This window comes from Salipiger marinus, from assembly GCF_900100085.1.
In the GTDB taxonomy this organism is placed as follows: Bacteria; Pseudomonadota; Alphaproteobacteria; order Rhodobacterales; family Rhodobacteraceae; genus Salipiger; species Salipiger marinus.
In genome coordinates, this window is record NZ_FNEJ01000008.1 from 16007 (window position 1) to 31428 (window position 15422).

The window sequence follows — 15422 nt, forward strand, 5'->3', positions numbered from 1 at the left end:
GACGCTGCGGCCGGGAACGAAGGCGGGGGCTCTGTGCGCGGCTAGCTGCTGGCGCCCAGCCCCAGCTGCATGAGGGTGCGGCGCACGGGGGGAGCGCCGTAGAGCAGGTTCAGCGCCGCGGCGCGGGCGTCGCGCAGTGCGGGAGCCGAGAGCATGGAGGCGCGGTTCAGCGCGGTGATCCCGGCGAGGCGGGCGCGGATGTCCGGCAGGCGGGCGCGTGAATAGGCGTCGAGCATTTCGGGCGCGCCCAGCCGGTCTGGGCTGGTGCTGGCCAGATCATGCAGCACCCGCATGTCGGCCAGCGACATGTTCAGCCCCTGGGCCCCGATCGGCGGCACCACATGCGCGGCCTCGGCGACCAGCGCGAGGCGCTGTGCGGTCAGCCGCGTCGCCTCCTGCGCGATGATCGGCCAGATCGTGCGGCGCGAGGCCAGTGTAAGCGGGCCGAAAAGGTGACAGGAGCGCTGCGACATCTCCTGCTCGAACGCCTCGGGGGGCAGGGTCATCAGCGCTTCGGCCTTCGGGCCTTCTTCCATCCAGACCACGGCAGAGGAGGGGCGGCCCTCGTGATCGGGCAGCGGCACCAGCGTGAAGGGGCCGCCGCTGCGGTGGATCTCGGTGGAGACATTGTCATGCGGCAGCGGGTGGGTGACGGCGAAGGCCAGCGCCTTCTGGCCGAAGCGGGTGGTGCGGACGGGGATGCCCGCCGCCTGCCGCATCGGCGAGCCGCGCCCGTCCGCGGCGATGACCAGCCGGACCTCGACCCTCCTGCCATCGGACAGTCCGACCCGTGCCGAGGCATCGCGGGTGAAGAGGCTGGTGGTGGCGGTGCCCGGGCGGAAGGTCACGCCGGGCAGGTCGGCCAGATGCGCCGCGATCTCGCGGCGCAGCAGCCAGTTGGGCAGGTTCCAGCCGAAGGGCTGGTCCGAAATGTCGGCAGCGTTGAAATCGCGGCTGAGGCGGGGTTCGGGAAACTCGCCGCCCGCATCCACGATGCGCATCACCTGCAGCGGCGTGGCATGGGGGGCAAGCCGGTCCCAGAGCCCGGCCTGCGCCAGAAAGGCCTGCGCGGGCTGCAGGAAGGCGGTGCTGCGCAGATCCGACCCCTCGGACTCCCGCGTGGTGACGGGGGGGGCGGGATCGACGCAGAGCACGCGGAAGCCCGCAGCCCCGAAGGCTGCCGTGGCGATGAGCCCGGCAATGCCGCCGCCGGAGATGAGAATGTCGTGGTCCATGGCCTGCTCCCTTGGCATCTGCGCGGCGCCGCGCTGGCACTCCTGCCCCCTTATCTAGGGCGCGGCGGGCGGGTTGGACATGCGGCGTTCTTGCCCATCGGCCTTTGCGGCAGGTCTGGTCGCTGCCGGGCTCGCCGCTCTATCCCAGACGGCGCAGGAAATCCGGCAGGTCGTCGGTATGGTGGTGGATGTGATCGCCCGGCGCGCGGGCCGGGGCCACATGCACTGTGCGCATCCCCAGCGCATGCGGGGCGGCGAGGTTGCGGGGGTCATCCTCAAACATGGCGGCGGTGGCGGCATCGGTGCCGTCGCGGGCGAAGATCCGGGCAAAAGCCTCGGGCTGCGGCTTGGGCAGGAAGCCCGCATCCTCCACGCCATAGATCGCGTCGAAGGCGGCTTCGAGGCCGCGCGCCTCCAGCACCCGGGCGGCATAGGGGGCGCTGCCATTGGTATAGACGATCTTGCGTCCGGGCAGGGCGGTGATCAGCCGGGCCAGATGCGGATCCGGGGTCAGCGCGTCAAAGGAGATATCGTGCACCTCCACCAGATAGGCGTCGGGATCCACCTCGTGATGTGCCATCAGCCCGGCCAGCGTGGTGCCGTGATCCTGCCAGTAGCGCAGGCGCAGCGCGCTGGCCTCGGCTTCGGCATGGCCGGTGACCCGCATGACAAAATCGGTCATCCGCCGCTCGATCTGGTCGAAGAGCCGCACGGCGGGAGAATAGAGCGTGTTGTCCAGATCGAAGACCCAATGCCGGACATGAGAGAAATGCTGCTTTACCATGGGATCATCTTATGGCCTGACGCGCGGCGCGGCAATATGGATGGATTGATCCCGGGCGCCCCGGGCCGCTATCCTGCCGGGATATCTGAAGGAGACCGCAGCGCATGACCCATCCCCGGACGCCCGCCAAGGACGCCTACACGCTGATCCTCGAGGCGATCGACCAAGGGGTCTACCGTCCGGGCGACCGGCTGGTGGAAAGCGAGCTGGCCGACCGGTTCGGCGTGTCGCGCACCCCGATCCGCGAGGCGCTGCAGCGGCTGGAGACGCAGTCGCTGCTGGCGCGGGACGGGCGGTCGCTGATCGTGGCCTCGCTGGATCACAACCAGATGGCGGAGCTTTACGTGGTGCGCACCGAACTGGAGGGGCTGGCGGCGCGGCTGGCCGCGCGCCATGCCACCGACGAGGAAGTGCAGGTGCTGCGCGACATGGTGACGGAGGACCGTGCGCTGCTGGGGGATCCGGGCGCGCTGGCACGGGCCAACCGGCGGTTCCACCGGATGATCCATCTCGCCTCGCACAACCGCTATCTGGTGCAGCAGCTCGATCTGGTGCACCGGTCGATGGCGCTGATGGCCACCACCTCGCTGGCGGCGGAGGGGCGCGGCGAGGTGGCGCTGGCCGAGCATCAGGCAATTGTCGATGCGGTGGGGCGGCGCGATGGCGCCGCGGCGGACAAGGCGCTGCGCGAGCATATTTCGGTGGCCTTTGTCACCCGGCTGAAGCTGGACAGCCGCCAGCCGGGCTGAGCCCGGGTCAGGGCGCGGATTCGGGGAGGTCGGCGCCGTCATGGTCGGGGGCGGAATGGCCATGCATGGTCTTGTCCCAGTAGAAGGGCCGGTGCAGCAGTTCCCACAGCGCCTTGTAGGCGGCGAGCGTTCCCAGCGGATAGTAAAGGAACAGCGTCGGCACCACCGGCAGCAGCCCGCCATGCGGGCTGCGCGCCACGGCGGCGAGCGAGCAGAGCAGCGACACCGCCTCGGCGGTCAGAAACGTGGCGACCAGCGCCCGCATCTGGCCTGCGGAGAGGCTGGCCGCCAGCGGATGCGGCAGCCCCGCCAGTACCAGCCAGAACGACCACAGCACCGGCGCCAGCAGCGCCTGCAGCAGGCCGGGCACAAAGATCAGCTGGAAGCCCGCAAAGCCCCATGGCCCCAGATCGCGCCAGAGCTGGCGCGGGCGGCGCATGTGCACGGCCCATGTCATCATGTAGCCCTTGAGCCAGCGCGAGCGCTGCCGCACCCATGGCCAAGGGCGGTTGTTGGCCTCTTCGCGGGTGGGGGTGGCCAGCAGGTCGGTGACATAGCCGAACCGGGCCAGCCGCACGCCCAGATCGGCATCTTCGGTGACGTTATGGGCATCCCAGCCGCCGACATGGTCCAGCGCTTCGCGGCGGAAGAACACCGTGGTGCCGCCCAGCGGGACCGGAAAGCCGAGGCGGGCCAGACCGGGCAGCAGGATCCGGAACCATGTGGCGTATTCGATGGTGAAACACCGCGCCAGCCAGTTGGCGCGCGGGTTATAGAAATCGAGGATCCCCTGCACGCAGGCGACCTGAGGCGGGGCCCGTTCGAAATGATGCGCGACGCGGCGGATTTGGTCGGGGCTGGGTGAATCCTCGGCGTCATAGATGCCGATGATCTGGCCCCGGGCGAAGCGCAGCGCATAGTTCAGCGCGCGCGGCTTGGTGGTGACTGGGCCTTCGGGCACGGTCACGGTGCGGATCCATGGCGGCAGCGGCGTGCGGGCCAGCGTGCGCCGGGTCAGATCATCCCCCGCCTCCAGCACCAGCAGCACCTCGAGCAGGGCACGCGGATAGTCGAGGCGGCTGAGGCGGCGCACCAGCGTGTCGGCGATGTGTTCCTCGCGGAAAAGCGGCACCAGCAGCGACACCTCGGGCAGCGGTCCCGAAGCCGGGGCGGCGGGCGCGCTGCGGCGCCAGCCCGCGAGCAGCGCCGCGCCCTTGGTGATCTGGGCGAGCAAGAGCGACAGCAGCGCCAGCGCCAGCGCCGCGCCGAAAAAGGCAACGGGCCAGACCACCAGCAGCGCCAGGCAGGTCAGGGCCAGCCCGCCCGCCAGCGCAAGCTGCCGTGGCGTCGCGCCGGAAATGTCGCGGCAGCTGAGTTCGGCAGGCACCTGCGCTTCGGCGGCCCGCGCCATGGCGTCGCCATGACGCAGCGCGATTTCGGCGTGAATGTCGGATTCCAGCGCCAGCGCCATGGCGACGGGGCCGCAATCGGGGGCAAGCGCCTGCAGCACGGCGGCAAAACCCTGGGGCTGGGCGGTGGCGATCACCAGCGTCGCCCCCGCGCGCATCCATGGCAGGGCGGCAAGGCGCAGGCAGGTTTCGGGCGGCAGCAGATCCGCCAGCGCCGGATCGGGGGGGCAGCTGGCACGGTCCAGCGTCAGTACGCCGCAGTGCCGGGCCATCGCGTCGCGCAGATCTGCGGGGGATACAGTGTCTTCTGCCAGCAGGACGCGGGTGATGTCGGTGCCGCTGCGGCGGCTTTCGCCAAGCGCGCGCAGCGCTGCGGACGGCGCAAGGCGGCCCTGTTCCATCAGCAGCGCGGCCACGGGCCGTCCCCTGCCGGGGGATCCGGTCGGCGCGGCGGGGGCAGAGCGCGGCTGACGCACGAGGTGATCCTTTCCTTTGCGGAGAGGATCACCTCAGATTGGTAAAAAAAGCTTTAATCTGAGCAGGTTGTTAACCATTTTCCGCATGGCGGCGCGGAAATCCGGCACGCTCCCGCTCAGGCGCCCATGCTGTTCACGAACCGTTCGAAGAGATAGAAGCTGTCCTGCGGTCCGGGGCTGGCTTCGGGGTGGTGCTGCACGCTGAACACCGGGCGCTCGCTCATGCGAATCCCGCAGTTCGACCCGTCAAACAGGCTGACATGGGTTTCCAGCACGCCTTTGGGCAGGGTCTGGCTGTCCACCGCGAAGCCGTGGTTCATCGAGGTGATCTCGACCTTGCCGGTCTCCACATCCTTGACCGGGTGGTTCGCGCCGTGATGGCCGTGGTTCATCTTGATGGTCTTGCCGCCAAGCGCCAGCGCCAGCATCTGGTGGCCAAGGCAGATGCCGAACATCGGCAGGTCGGTGTCATCCAGCAGGCCGCGGATCATCGGCACGGCATAGGCGCCGGTGGCGGCGGGATCGCCGGGGCCGTTCGACAGGAAGATGCCGTCGGGGGAATGCGCCAGCACCTCCTCCTTGGTGGCGGAGGCGGGCAGCACGGTCACGTCGCAGCCCGCCGAGGCGAGGCAGCGCAGGATGTTGCGCTTGGCGCCATAGTCGATGGCGACCACTTTCTTGCGCGGCGCGGTCTGCCGGGCATAGCCTTCGGGCCAGGCCCACCGCATTTCGTCCCAGCGGTAGCTCTGCGCGCAGGTCACGTCCTTGGCCAGATCAAGACCGGTCAGGCCCGGAAAGGCGCGCGCGGCGGCGACCAGCGCCTCCACGTCGAAATTGCCCTCGGGGTCATGGGCCAGTGCCACATGCGGGGCGCCCTGCTGCCGGATGGCGCGGGTCAGCCGCCGGGTGTCGATGCCGCCGATGGCGATGCGGCCCCGCGCCGCCAGCCATTCGGACAGCTGCTGCACGGCCCGCCAGTTGGAGGACTGCGTGGGCATCCATTTCACCACCATGCCCGCCGCCACCGGATCGCCGGTTTCGTCATCCTCGGGGGTGACGCCGGTATTGCCGATATGCGGGAAGGTGAAGGTCACGATCTGGCCCGCATAAGACGGGTCCGTCATGATTTCCTGATAGCCGGACATGGCGGTGTTGAAACACAGCTCGGCCTGGGCCTGGCCGGTGGCGCCGAACCCCTGGCCGTAAAACAGCGTGCCATCGGCGAGGGCGAGGCAGGCGGTGGGCTTCTGCGGGGTGGCGAGCGACATGGCGCGACTCCTCTGCTTTTGGGGGCTGTTGGCAAATCGGGCCATACCTAAGGGCAGGGCGGAGCCGGGTCAAGGGCTCATTTGTGACGCGAAGTCAAGCAAAATCAAAGACTTGGTTCCATATCGCGCAGAGTTGCGCGCCCTTGAGCCTTTCGGTAGGCTCAGGTCTTGAACAGCTTCCGGGGACTCCTTTCGATGGAATTGCGCGAACGCATCATGGCCGCGACCAAGCAGGCCATGCGAGACAAGGCGGCAGATCGGCTGTCGACATTGCGGCTGATCTCTGCCGCGTTCAAGGATCGGGACATTGCCGCCCGCGCCGAAGGACAGGAAGGCGGGGTCGAAGACAGCGAATTGCTGGCGATCCTTGCCAAGATGGTCAAGCAGCGCCGCGAAAGCGCGCGCACCTATGAAGAAGGCGGGCGGCTGGATCTGGCCGAACGCGAACTGGCCGAGATCGTGGTGATCGAGGAATTCCTGCCCAAGCCGCTGAGCGAGGAGGAGGTGACCAAGGCCGTGGATGCCGCCGTTGCCGAACTGGGCGCGAATTCCATCCGCGACATGGGCCGGGTGATGGGCGTGCTGAAGGCGCGCTATCAGGGCCGCATGGATTTTGGCGCGGTGGGGCCGCTGGTCAAGGACCGTCTGGCGGGCTGAGGCGCCTAGGGCGCGGGGAAGTCCCGCGCCACCGCCGCGCGTTCGGCGGCATCGCGCAGCGCGAAGCGGCGCACGAACCGGGTCTTGAACCCTACCCTGCCGCGGCGGGCGCCAAAATTCTCGCCGTGGTTCAGCACATACAGCACCGCAGGCCGGGGCAGCGCCACCGGCGCGAGCCCCGCCAGCCGCGCCAGATACGGAAACATCCGGTGTTCATGCGCGGTCATCGCCCTGAGGAAAGGCGCGCTTTGCGGCAGATCCGGGTCATGGCGCAGCGCCATGCAGGATCCGCACAGTTTCCAGAACGGTTTGCGCAGCGGCTGGCGCAGCGATGGCGGGCCGGCCAGCGCCACCTCGCCGCTGGCATGGTCCATGACATAGCCCTGCGCCACCAGATAGCCGCGCGCCTGCTGGTCCAGCATTTCCGCCACGGTGCCGTCGCGCAGCAGGTCATCGGCATCAAAGCTCATGACATAGGCGGGCCTGCGGGTGAGCGCGGGCAGATGGTCGCAGAGCGCCGCGAGCTTGCGCCATTTGTCATTGCCCGGCGTGGGATCGGTAAAGGGCAGCCATGTGATGCGCGGATCATCGGGCAGGGGCGGGCGCTCCTGACAGCAGATCACCGCCTGCCAGTCGCCGCGCTGGCGCTGGAAACTTTCCAGCGTGCGGGCAAGCCGTGCGGTCACCGCGTGCCAGTCGCCGACGTGATGCGGCCCCACCAGCGGGATCAGAAAGATCACCTGCTCTGCCGGGGCGGCGGAGGGCGGAGCCTGCCGCCGCGACAGCGCCGCCGCCTCTGACGGGGCGGGATCAAGGGTCAGGGCCAGCGCCGGGCTGACCGCTGCGGCGAGCCGCAGCACGCGCCGTTTCCATTTCGGGGTGGCCTGTGCCTGCGCCATCTTCGCTCCGTCTCGGGGTCAGGGCCGGGCGATCTGCCGCACCCTGTCGGAAAGTTCGGCATAAAGCGCCTTGCGTTCGTCTTCGCTGAGAAACGCACCGATCTCAACCTCGCGCCCGCTGCCTTTCAGCGTGACATAATAGGGCACGGGGCCGCCTTTTTCATGCAGGCTGACGCTGACCCAGTAGGGATTGCCCTCCCAGTCCTGCGCCGGGCCGCGCGGGTTGTGGCGGGTCAGCCGCAGGTGATCGGGGCTGAGTTCCAGCACTTCGAGGATCTGGCGGTCGCGTTCATTGCGGCGCAGCGCATACCAGATCGCCCAGAGGGCCGCGAGCATGAAGGGCAGCAGCCCCCAGAGCAGCACGGTGCCCAGCACGGCATAGATCGGAAACAGCGCCAGAAAGAAGAAGATGCCGATGAAGGTGACAAAGCCCTTGGCGGACAGCGACTGATGCGGCCAGAGCCGCAGCTCTGCCGCCGGTGCCGTCCGATCCGTGGTGGTCCAAGCATATGGCATGGCCGGAATGTATCATTGGCGCCGGGCGTGTCTAACGCAAAGATGCCGCAGGGGGCCAAACGAAACCGGCCCCGGAGATGCTCTCCGGGGCCGGTCCAGCAGGTCAGGTCAGCGCGTCAGTGCGCGTGGCCCTTGTCCCAGTCCTCGCGCTTCGGCAGCTGCTCGAACGTGTGTTCGGGCGGGGGCGAAGGCAGGGTCCATTCCAGCGTGTCCGCGTATTCGTTCCACGGGTTCGGTGCGGTGCAGGCCACGCCCTTGCGCAGCGAGTGCCACATCACCCAGAAGAAGAACAGGAAGGAGGCGAAGCTGATGATCGCACCCCAGCTCGACACGTGGTTCCAGAGCGCGAAGGCTTCGGGATAGTCGATATAGCGGCGCGGCATGCCCTGACGGCCAAGGAAGTGCTGCGGGAAGAACGTCAGGTTCGTACCGATGAACATGGCGTAGAAATGCAGCTTGCCAGCCCATTCGGGGTACATCTTGCCGGTCATCTTGGGGAAGTAGAAATAGACCCCCGCGAAGATGGCAAACACCGCACCAAGGCTCATCACGTAGTGGAAATGCGCCACCACGTAATAGGTGTCGTGATAGGCACGGTCGACGCCCGCCTGGCTGAGCACCACGCCGGTCACGCCGCCCATGGTGAACAGGATCAGGAAGCCGATCGCCCAGAGCATCGGTGTCTTGAACTCGATGGAGCCGCCCCACATCGTGGCGATCCAGCTGAACACCTTGACCCCGGTCGGCACCGCGATGACCATCGTGGCCAGCATGAAGTAGCTCTGCTGGGTCAGCGACATGCCCACGGTGTACATGTGGTGCGCCCACACGACGAACCCGAGCGCGCCGATCGCGATGATCGCCCAGACCATCGGCAGGTAGCCGAAGACCGGCTTGCGCGAGAAGGTGGCAATGACGTGGGAGATGATGCCGAAGCCCGGCAGGATCACGATATACACTTCCGGGTGGCCGAAGAACCACAGGATGTGCTGGTAGAGCACGGGGTCGCCGCCGCCTGCGGGATCAAAGAAGGTGGTCCCGAAGTTCCGGTCGGTCAGCAGCATGGTGATGGCGCCAGCCAGCACCGGCAGGGCCAGCAGGATCAGCCACGCGGTCACGAAGACCGACCATGCAAACAGCGGCACCTTGAACAGGGTCATGCCGGGGGCGCGCATGTTCAGGAAGGTGGTGATGATGTTGATGGCCCCAAGGATCGACGAGGCGCCCGAGACGTGCACCGCAAAGATCGCGAGATCGGTGGAGAAACCGCCTTCGGTGGTCGAGAGCGGCGGATAGAGCACCCAGCCGATCCCCGAGCCAAGCTGGCCATTGCCGCCGGGGCTGAAGACCGAGACCACGGCCAGCAGCGAGCCTGCGACGAACAGCCAGTAGCTGAGGTTGTTCAGCCGCGGGAACGCCATGTCCGGCGCGCCGATCTGCAGCGGCATGAAATAGTTGCCAAAGCCGCCGAACAGCGCCGGGATCACCACGAAGAACATCATCAGGATCCCGTGTCCGGTGATCATGACGTTCCAGAGATGGCCGTTGGGGGTGCAGTTTTCGGTGGCGGTCGGGAAAAGCCGCGCCCCTTCCATGCACATGAACTGCACGCCGGGCTCCATGAGCTCCAGTCGCATGTAGACGGTGAAGGCCACGGAGATCAGGCCCACGATCGCCGAGGTGATCAGGTAAAGAATCCCGATATCCTTGTGATTCGTGGACATGAACCAGCGGGTGAAGAACCCGCGGTCGTCCTCGTGCTCGTGGCCGTGAATGGCGGCGTCTGCCATTGTGTGCCTCCTGTTGGTCTCGTCCAAAGCGTCGCAAGGGGGCACGCAAACTGACCGCGGCGCCCTCGGTTCCGATTTTCCTTTTAGAATGTGACCGTCGCAGCGGCAACGGACTCAATTGATCCAGATCAAACTTTATTGTCGCACCCGGCGCAGGGCTTGCGGGCTGCGGCGGGCCTGCGCGAAGGGCGGGTTTTCCTGACCTGCGCGCGGCGGGCAGGGCGCGTATGGTCGTCCCATGTCCCACCCCGGAGAGTTCGCCATGCGCCGCCTCAGCCTGCCTTACGTGTCCCGCCTGACCCGGCTCTTCCGGTCGCTCGAGACGCCGTTCGCCCGGCGGCAGCGCCGTCTGGCGGGACGGGTGGCGGCGCTGCGCGCGCTGGATGATGCGGCGCTGGCCGGGCTGGGGCTGCGGCGCGACCAGATCATCGCGCATGTGTTTCTGGGTCAGGCCACGCTGCGCTGATCCCCTCATCCTGCCGCGGGACTGTCCCCCTTGCGGCGGGTGCTCTGGCCGGAGCGGCCTGTTCTCCCCAAACCCCGACCGCCGCTCCGGTCAGACCTTTATTCCGCGGCGGCGGTCCGGCAGGCGGGGCGGGCTTCTGCGGCAAAGACCTGATCGAAGCCGCGCCGGAGCGCCACGTCCAGATCGGCCATGCCCACGGGCAGGCCCAGATCGACAAGGCTCGTCACGCCGAAATCCCGGATGCCGCAGGGCACGATGCCGCTGAAATGCTCCAGATCCGGCTCCACATTGATCGAGATGCCGTGAAAGCTGACCCATTTGCGCAGCCGGATGCCGATGGCCGCGATCTTGTCCTCGGCCAGCCCGCCATCGGTGCGGCGGGGCCGGTCGGGGCGTTCGACCCAGACCCCCACGCGCCCGTCGCGGATATGGCCCGCCACGTTGAACTCCGCCAGCGCCGCGATCACCCAGGCTTCCAGCTGGCGCACGAAGCAGCGCACGTCGCGCCCGCGCGCGCCCACGTCGAGCATGACATAGACCACCCGCTGGCCGGGCCCGTGATAGGTGTATTGCCCGCCGCGCTTGCTGGGAAAGACCGGAAAGCGGTCGGGGCTGTGCAGATCCTCGGGCCGGGCGGAGGTGCCTGCGGTATAAAGCGGCGGATGCTCCACCAGCCAGACCGCCTCGGGGGCCTGCCCTGCGGCAATCGCCTCGGCCCGCGCCTCCATGAAGGCCACCGCCTCGGGATACCCCGTGAGCCCCTCGCTTGTGATCCACTCCACCATGGCCCGCCGCCTTCTGCCTGATCCACGCCAAGATCAATGCCGTCTGCAGCCCCCGCCTGCAAGTCCGCGCGGCCCGGCCCGGACGGGGGCGGAAAATTTCCGGGCCCCGGCGCTTTTGCTCTTCACAAGCCCGGCGGGCTTTTGTAGGTAGCGCGTCACCAGCCCAGACAGTGCGGTCGTGGCGGAATGGTAGACGCGCAGCGTTGAGGTCGCTGTGGGGTAACACCCGTGGAAGTTCGAGTCTTCTCGACCGCACCAATTTCCCGAAAATCGAGGCGCCAGCCTTGGCCCTGCCATGATCATGGTGGGGGCTTTTGCGTCTGTGGGGGCTGCTATTTCCGGAAGATCAGGAGGCGGGGCCGGTCAGTTTCTGGCGGGCGGTGCCGGGGGCGTCGTGGGTGTTGCCGGGCAGGGGCGCGTTCTGGTCCACGAAGCGCCGGATCAGATGCGCGAAAAAGGCCAGCTCGTCACGGCTTTCGGCCAGACGGTCCAGCCGGGTCGCGACCAGATCGCACACCTCCGGATCCTGCAGCGCGCGCTGGTCGATCTGCGCCAGTTCCAGCGTCGGGGTCAGAAAGCTCAGCAGCGCTTCGGCGGCGGCCTTGTCGAGCCCCTGCCGCGTCATGTCTTCGGTGCGGTGCTGCGGCTGCAGAAAGGACTGCAGCGCCCCGAAGGCCCGCTTGAACCGCAGCGTGACCCTCTGCACCCCCATCACCGGCAGATGCGACAGCACCCTGACCCCGCCAAGGATCAGATGCGGCAGCTGCAGCACGGCGGCATTGGCCGCATGCACCTGCTGGTCGAAGCCTTCGGGCAGGTAGGGCGCGATGGAGTCCTGAAATTCGGGGGTGAAGGCGCGGTCCAGCGGCAGCGGCTGGGCAAAGCTCAGCCTGTGGCGCACCTCGGAGAAATTCAGCGACACCCGCTCCGCCATCCAGACACGCGCCACCTCGTCCCGGCTGAGCGAGATTTCCAGAAGAAAGCCTTCAGAGGGGGTCGTGATGCGCTGGACCTGCAAGATGTGCCTTTCCGGGCAGGGGGACCTTTTGGTCCGAGACTGGGGCAAACAAGTTAATGATTGATTAACCCCACGATGACTCCGCCGATCTTCACCGTATGGTTACACATCTTCCGGGCGCTGCGCCAAGTCCGGAATCGCTGTCAGCAGGCCGAATCTCTGGCTGCTGTCCGGGCTGCCATAGAGGCTGAGGCGAAAGCGCCTGCCGCTTGCGCTCAGTTCCGCCACCAGCGGCGTCCCGCAGGGGGCTTCGGTCAGCAGCCAGCGGCAGTGCGCACGGTCCTGCGGATCGATTCTGGCCAGAATCTCCTCCAGCTGGGGGGCGGTTTCCACGTCCAGCCCCAGATGCGCGCAGGCGAGCGGGCTGAAATAGCTGAGCCCGCTGGTGAAGGTATAGGACCAGAAGCCCGACCCTTCCAGAGCCAGCAGGCTGTTGAGCTGCCGCAGCAGGATGTCCTCGCTGCGGTGCCGGGTGCAGTCGCGGACCACACCCACCAGACCGACACCGCGCCCGGCCTCGTCGCGGATGATGGCGCCTGCGCTTTCCACCACGATGATCCGCCCGTCGATACGCCGCAGCCGGGCGAAGAAATGGAACTTGTTGTCGCGGTCATCGGCGATTGCGGCCTGCGCCAGCTGCCGCACCATCAGCCGGTCATCCTCGTGGAACATGGCGACGGCGGTCTCCACCGGCACCGGCGCGCCGGAGGGCTGCATGCCATGGATGACAAAGGTTTCCTCCGACCAGTCCACGGTGCCTTTGCCGATCTCCACCTGCCAGATGCCGATGGGGCCGAAGCTGCGGATCGCCTGACTGAGCATCCGGTCATAGCGCATCTCCGCCACGCTCAGCACCACGGTCAGCCCCACCGGCGGGTCGTCCGCCGCGACCAGCGGCGTGACGGTCACGGTGTAAAGCTGGTCGCGGTCTTCGTATTGATGCTGCTGCGGCGTGCCCTCGCGCAGCGCCTGCGTGCAGATCGCGGCCAGCGCGGGCAGGCCGGGCGGCATGTGGCACTGGGTGAGATGGCCGAAACCCGCGCTGTCGCGGCGCAGCCGGAAGGTGCGGATCGCCCGCTCCGAAGCGTGGCGGATCATCAGATCCGGCCCCAGCATCATGGTCTCGGTCGGCAGTTCCCGCACCAGCCCGTCAAGTTCGGCGGTCATGCGCTGCAGCTCGGCGGATTTCAGGATCAGTTCCTCGTTGACAGTGATCAGCTCTTCGTTGGTGGACTGCAGTTCCTCGTTCGAGGTTTCCAGCTCCTGATTGGCGGATTGCAGGTCTTCGTTGGCGACCTGCAGCGCCTCGATCAGCGTCTGCAGGGTCTCGCCGGTGCTGCGCAGCTGGCCGCTGGTGCTGGCCAGCCGGTCGCGGGTGCGGGCGAGTTCGGTTTCCAGATGCTCCAGATAGGCGGCGCGGTCCAGCGGCGCCGCTTCGGCGCGGGGGCGGGTACCGGTTTCCACGCCGAACAGGATAAGCGGCGGCCCGGCCTCGCGGGCGACGGGATAGGCGCGCAGCCGGACCCGGTCGAAATCGCGCCCCTCCAGATCCTTCCAGAGCCCGGTCTGGCGCTGCCCGCCATGCAGCGCCAGATGCAGCAGCGCGGTGGCCGCCCCCGCCAGCGGGCCACGCAGCGCCGCCAGCGTCATGCCGCCGTGGAACGGATCGGTCAGCGCCACGAAGGGGGCAAGATCGCCGTAGATCTTGAGGATGCGCCCGTCCGCGCCACACAGGAAGCCCTGCGGGACCACGGCGCGCGCCAGCGCGTCAAAGCCGGGATCGGCCTGCGCGGGGCCGGGCAGGGCGGCGCGCGGCGCGACGGCCCCGGTGCGCTTGGCAAAGATGCGGTGCCGGGGGGGCAGGGGGGCGAACTGCGAGTCCAGCGGGCCGGTGGTTTCGGCGCTGCCCAGAAACAGCAGGCCGCGCGGGGCCAGCGCGTAATGCAGCCGGGACAGCACCTGTTCCTGCAGCCCGGTGTCGAAATAGATCAGCACGTTGCGCAGGCTGACCAGATCCAGCGACAGAAAGGCCGGATCCTGCACGACATTGTGGTGGCTGAAGGTCACGACGTTGCGCAGCCGCGATCCGACGGTGATCCGCTCTCCGGCCATGTCGAAATAGCGGCGATAGGCGGGGGGGATCTGCGCCAGCGCCGAGGCGGGATAGCTGGCCTGCCGCGCCAGATCCAGCGCGCGGTCGTCGATGTCGGTGGCAAAGACCTGCAGCCTTGCGCGGTCCAGCTGGTGCAGGCCGCCCAGCGCCTCGGCGGCAAGGATGGCCAGCGACCATGCTTCCTCGCCGGTGGCGCAGCCGGGCACCCAAAGCCGCAGCGGCGCGCCGGGCCGCGTGGCCTGCGCCACGCGCGCGTCCAGCTGTTCGGCCAGCGCGGCAAAGGCCTCGGGATCGCGGAAAAACCGCGTGACCGAAATCAGCAGATCCCGGAACAGCGCGTCCAGTTCCGCCGCGTCCTCCCGGCAGAGCGCCACATAAGCGCCAAGGTCCGCGACATCGCGGGCCACCATGCGCCGCTGCAGGCGCCGCGTCAGCGTGCTGTCCTTGTAGCCGCGGAAATCTGCCCCCTGCCGGGCCTGCAGCAGCGCGAACAGTTCAGCGCCGGAGCCGCCTTCGGCGCGGTCCAGATCCAGCGGTATCGCGGCCTGCGGACGGCACAGCAGCGTGGCCAGATGCGCGCCGATCCGCTGCGGGGTCAGCACCAGATCCACGCCGCCGCTGCGGATCGCCGAGTGCGGCATTGCCTCGTAGCGCGCGGTGGCCGGATCCTGCGCCAGCGTCAGCCCGCCCGCCTCGCGGATCGAGAGCAGGCCATAAGTGCCGTCGCTGCCGGTGCCTGACAGCACGATGCCGATGCAGTCCTCGCCGCGCCCGGCGGCCAGCGACTGGAACAGCCGGTCGGCAGAGGGTTTGGGCGCGGTGCCCTGCGCCTGTGGCGCCACCGGCCGAATCCGGCCCTGATCCAGCACCACGTCCCAGCCGGGCGGCGGCAGGTACAGGCAGCCCGGCTGCGGCTCGGTCGGGCCGGACAGTTCGCGGACGGCAAGCGGCATGTCGTGCCCCAGCAGGTCGGGCAGCAGGCTCTGGTGATCGGGGGCCATGTGCTGGGCCAGCACGAAGCTGCCGCCGCAGCCCGCGGGCAGGGCGCGCAGCAGGGTCATGCAGGCCTCGAGCCCGCCCGCCGAGGCGGCGATCCCCACCAGAACCGGCCCCTGTCCGCTGTCGGTCATTGCGCCTGCATCCCCTGTCACGCCACGGCGCACCCTATCGCAGCCCCGGCCTGCGGCGAAGAGCTTTCGCACCCGGCGCCGCCTGCCGGATAGGCGGCACGGGACCATGGAAACCGGCGGGCAGGCG

General features: G+C 68.3%; 13 protein-coding genes and 1 tRNA gene. 4 read left to right on the forward strand and 10 right to left on the reverse strand.

The window, feature by feature from the left end; all coding sequences use genetic code 11:
* Positions 1 to 41 precede the first annotated feature (41 nt).
* Together BLR51_RS10435 and BLR51_RS10440 are read right to left on the reverse strand one after the other, a co-directional pair.
* Positions 42 to 1235 carry a UbiH/UbiF family hydroxylase gene (locus BLR51_RS10435; RefSeq protein WP_089846630.1) on the reverse strand — a complete coding sequence of 398 codons (1194 nt, stop codon included), beginning with the start codon at positions 1233 to 1235 and terminating at the stop codon, positions 42 to 44.
* A gap of 139 nt (positions 1236 to 1374) precedes the next feature.
* The gene (locus BLR51_RS10440) at positions 1375 to 2019 is read right to left on the reverse strand and encodes a pyrimidine 5'-nucleotidase (protein ID WP_089846632.1); all 645 of its coding nucleotides are present in this window, start codon (positions 2017 to 2019) and stop codon (positions 1375 to 1377) included.
* Positions 2020 to 2123: 104 nt separating this feature from the next.
* Here BLR51_RS10440 and BLR51_RS10445 point away from each other — a divergent pair, with 104 nt between their 5' ends.
* Positions 2124 to 2768 carry a GntR family transcriptional regulator gene (locus BLR51_RS10445; RefSeq protein WP_089846635.1) on the forward strand — a complete coding sequence of 215 codons (645 nt, stop codon included), beginning with the start codon at positions 2124 to 2126 and terminating at the stop codon, positions 2766 to 2768.
* Between the two features lie 7 nt (positions 2769 to 2775).
* Here the strand turns inward: BLR51_RS10445 and BLR51_RS10450 are convergent, their stop codons facing one another.
* Both BLR51_RS10450 and carA read right to left on the reverse strand, forming a co-directional pair.
* Positions 2776 to 4593, reverse strand: coding sequence for a glycosyltransferase family 2 protein (locus BLR51_RS10450; RefSeq protein WP_242656708.1), 1818 nt, complete (start codon positions 4591 to 4593; stop codon positions 2776 to 2778).
* 176 nt (positions 4594 to 4769) lie between these two features.
* The gene (gene carA / locus BLR51_RS10455) at positions 4770 to 5921 is read right to left on the reverse strand and encodes a glutamine-hydrolyzing carbamoyl-phosphate synthase small subunit (RefSeq protein WP_089846637.1); all 1152 of its coding nucleotides are present in this window, start codon (positions 5919 to 5921) and stop codon (positions 4770 to 4772) included.
* A gap of 195 nt (positions 5922 to 6116) precedes the next feature.
* Between carA and BLR51_RS10460 the strand changes: the two genes are divergently transcribed.
* Entirely contained in the window at positions 6117 to 6578 is a 462-nt protein-coding gene (locus tag BLR51_RS10460; protein WP_089846639.1) for a GatB/YqeY domain-containing protein, read from the forward strand.
* Positions 6579 to 6583: 5 nt separating this feature from the next.
* Here the strand turns inward: BLR51_RS10460 and BLR51_RS10465 are convergent, their stop codons facing one another.
* The 3 genes from BLR51_RS10465 to ctaD form a co-directional block, all read right to left on the reverse strand.
* Positions 6584 to 7477: a hypothetical protein gene (locus tag BLR51_RS10465; protein ID WP_089846642.1), complete on the reverse strand. Its 894-nt coding sequence runs from the start codon at positions 7475 to 7477 to the stop codon at positions 6584 to 6586.
* A gap of 18 nt (positions 7478 to 7495) precedes the next feature.
* Positions 7496 to 7993, reverse strand: a complete 498-nt coding sequence (locus tag BLR51_RS10470) for a DUF2244 domain-containing protein (protein WP_089846644.1) — start codon at positions 7991 to 7993, stop codon at positions 7496 to 7498.
* Positions 7994 to 8109: 116 nt separating this feature from the next.
* Complete coding sequence (gene ctaD, locus BLR51_RS10475; RefSeq protein ID WP_089846646.1) at positions 8110 to 9783, reverse strand: cytochrome c oxidase subunit I; 1674 nt, start codon at positions 9781 to 9783, stop codon at positions 8110 to 8112.
* A 262-nt stretch (positions 9784 to 10045) separates the two neighbouring features.
* On the opposite strand from ctaD, the gene BLR51_RS10480 reads away from it, so the two are divergent.
* Complete coding sequence (locus BLR51_RS10480) at positions 10046 to 10249, forward strand: hypothetical protein (RefSeq protein WP_089846648.1); 204 nt, start codon at positions 10046 to 10048, stop codon at positions 10247 to 10249.
* Positions 10250 to 10347: 98 nt separating this feature from the next.
* Here BLR51_RS10480 and lipB read toward each other — a convergent pair whose 3' ends face one another.
* Positions 10348 to 11034, reverse strand: a complete 687-nt coding sequence (lipB, locus tag BLR51_RS10485) for a lipoyl(octanoyl) transferase LipB (RefSeq protein WP_089846650.1) — start codon at positions 11032 to 11034, stop codon at positions 10348 to 10350.
* A gap of 172 nt (positions 11035 to 11206) precedes the next feature.
* Here lipB and BLR51_RS10490 point away from each other — a divergent pair.
* A tRNA-Leu gene (locus BLR51_RS10490) sits at positions 11207 to 11292 on the forward strand.
* 88 nt (positions 11293 to 11380) lie between these two features.
* On the opposite strand, the gene BLR51_RS10495 is transcribed toward BLR51_RS10490, so the two are convergent.
* Entirely contained in the window at positions 11381 to 12052 is a 672-nt protein-coding gene (locus BLR51_RS10495; protein ID WP_089846652.1) for a hypothetical protein, read from the reverse strand.
* Positions 12053 to 12154: 102 nt separating this feature from the next.
* Entirely contained in the window at positions 12155 to 15295 is a 3141-nt protein-coding gene (locus tag BLR51_RS10500) for a chemotaxis protein CheB (RefSeq protein ID WP_165616801.1), read from the reverse strand.
* Between the last annotated feature and the right edge of the window lie 127 nt (positions 15296 to 15422).

Bases quoted from the DNA above. Each gene is read 5' to 3' on its own strand.
- carA (WP_089846637.1), bottom strand. From the start codon at position 5,921: ATGTCGCTCGCCACCCCGCAGAAGCCCACCGCCTGCCTCGCCCTCGCC.
- BLR51_RS10465 (WP_089846642.1), bottom strand. From the start codon at position 7,477: ATGGCGCAGGCACAGGCCACCCCGAAATGGAAACGGCGCGTGCTGCGG.
- BLR51_RS10440 (WP_089846632.1), bottom strand. From the start codon at position 2,019: ATGGTAAAGCAGCATTTCTCTCATGTCCGGCATTGGGTCTTCGATCTG.
- BLR51_RS10445 (WP_089846635.1), top strand. From the start codon at position 2,124: ATGACCCATCCCCGGACGCCCGCCAAGGACGCCTACACGCTGATCCTC.
- BLR51_RS10470 (WP_089846644.1), bottom strand. From the start codon at position 7,993: ATGCCATATGCTTGGACCACCACGGATCGGACGGCACCGGCGGCAGAG.
- ctaD (WP_089846646.1), bottom strand. From the start codon at position 9,783: ATGGCAGACGCCGCCATTCACGGCCACGAGCACGAGGACGACCGCGGG.
- BLR51_RS10460 (WP_089846639.1), top strand. From the start codon at position 6,117: ATGGAATTGCGCGAACGCATCATGGCCGCGACCAAGCAGGCCATGCGA.
- BLR51_RS10480 (WP_089846648.1), top strand. From the start codon at position 10,046: ATGCGCCGCCTCAGCCTGCCTTACGTGTCCCGCCTGACCCGGCTCTTC.
- BLR51_RS10435 (WP_089846630.1), bottom strand. From the start codon at position 1,235: ATGGACCACGACATTCTCATCTCCGGCGGCGGCATTGCCGGGCTCATC.
- BLR51_RS10500 (WP_165616801.1), bottom strand. From the start codon at position 15,295: ATGACCGACAGCGGACAGGGGCCGGTTCTGGTGGGGATCGCCGCCTCG.
- lipB (WP_089846650.1), bottom strand. From the start codon at position 11,034: ATGGTGGAGTGGATCACAAGCGAGGGGCTCACGGGGTATCCCGAGGCG.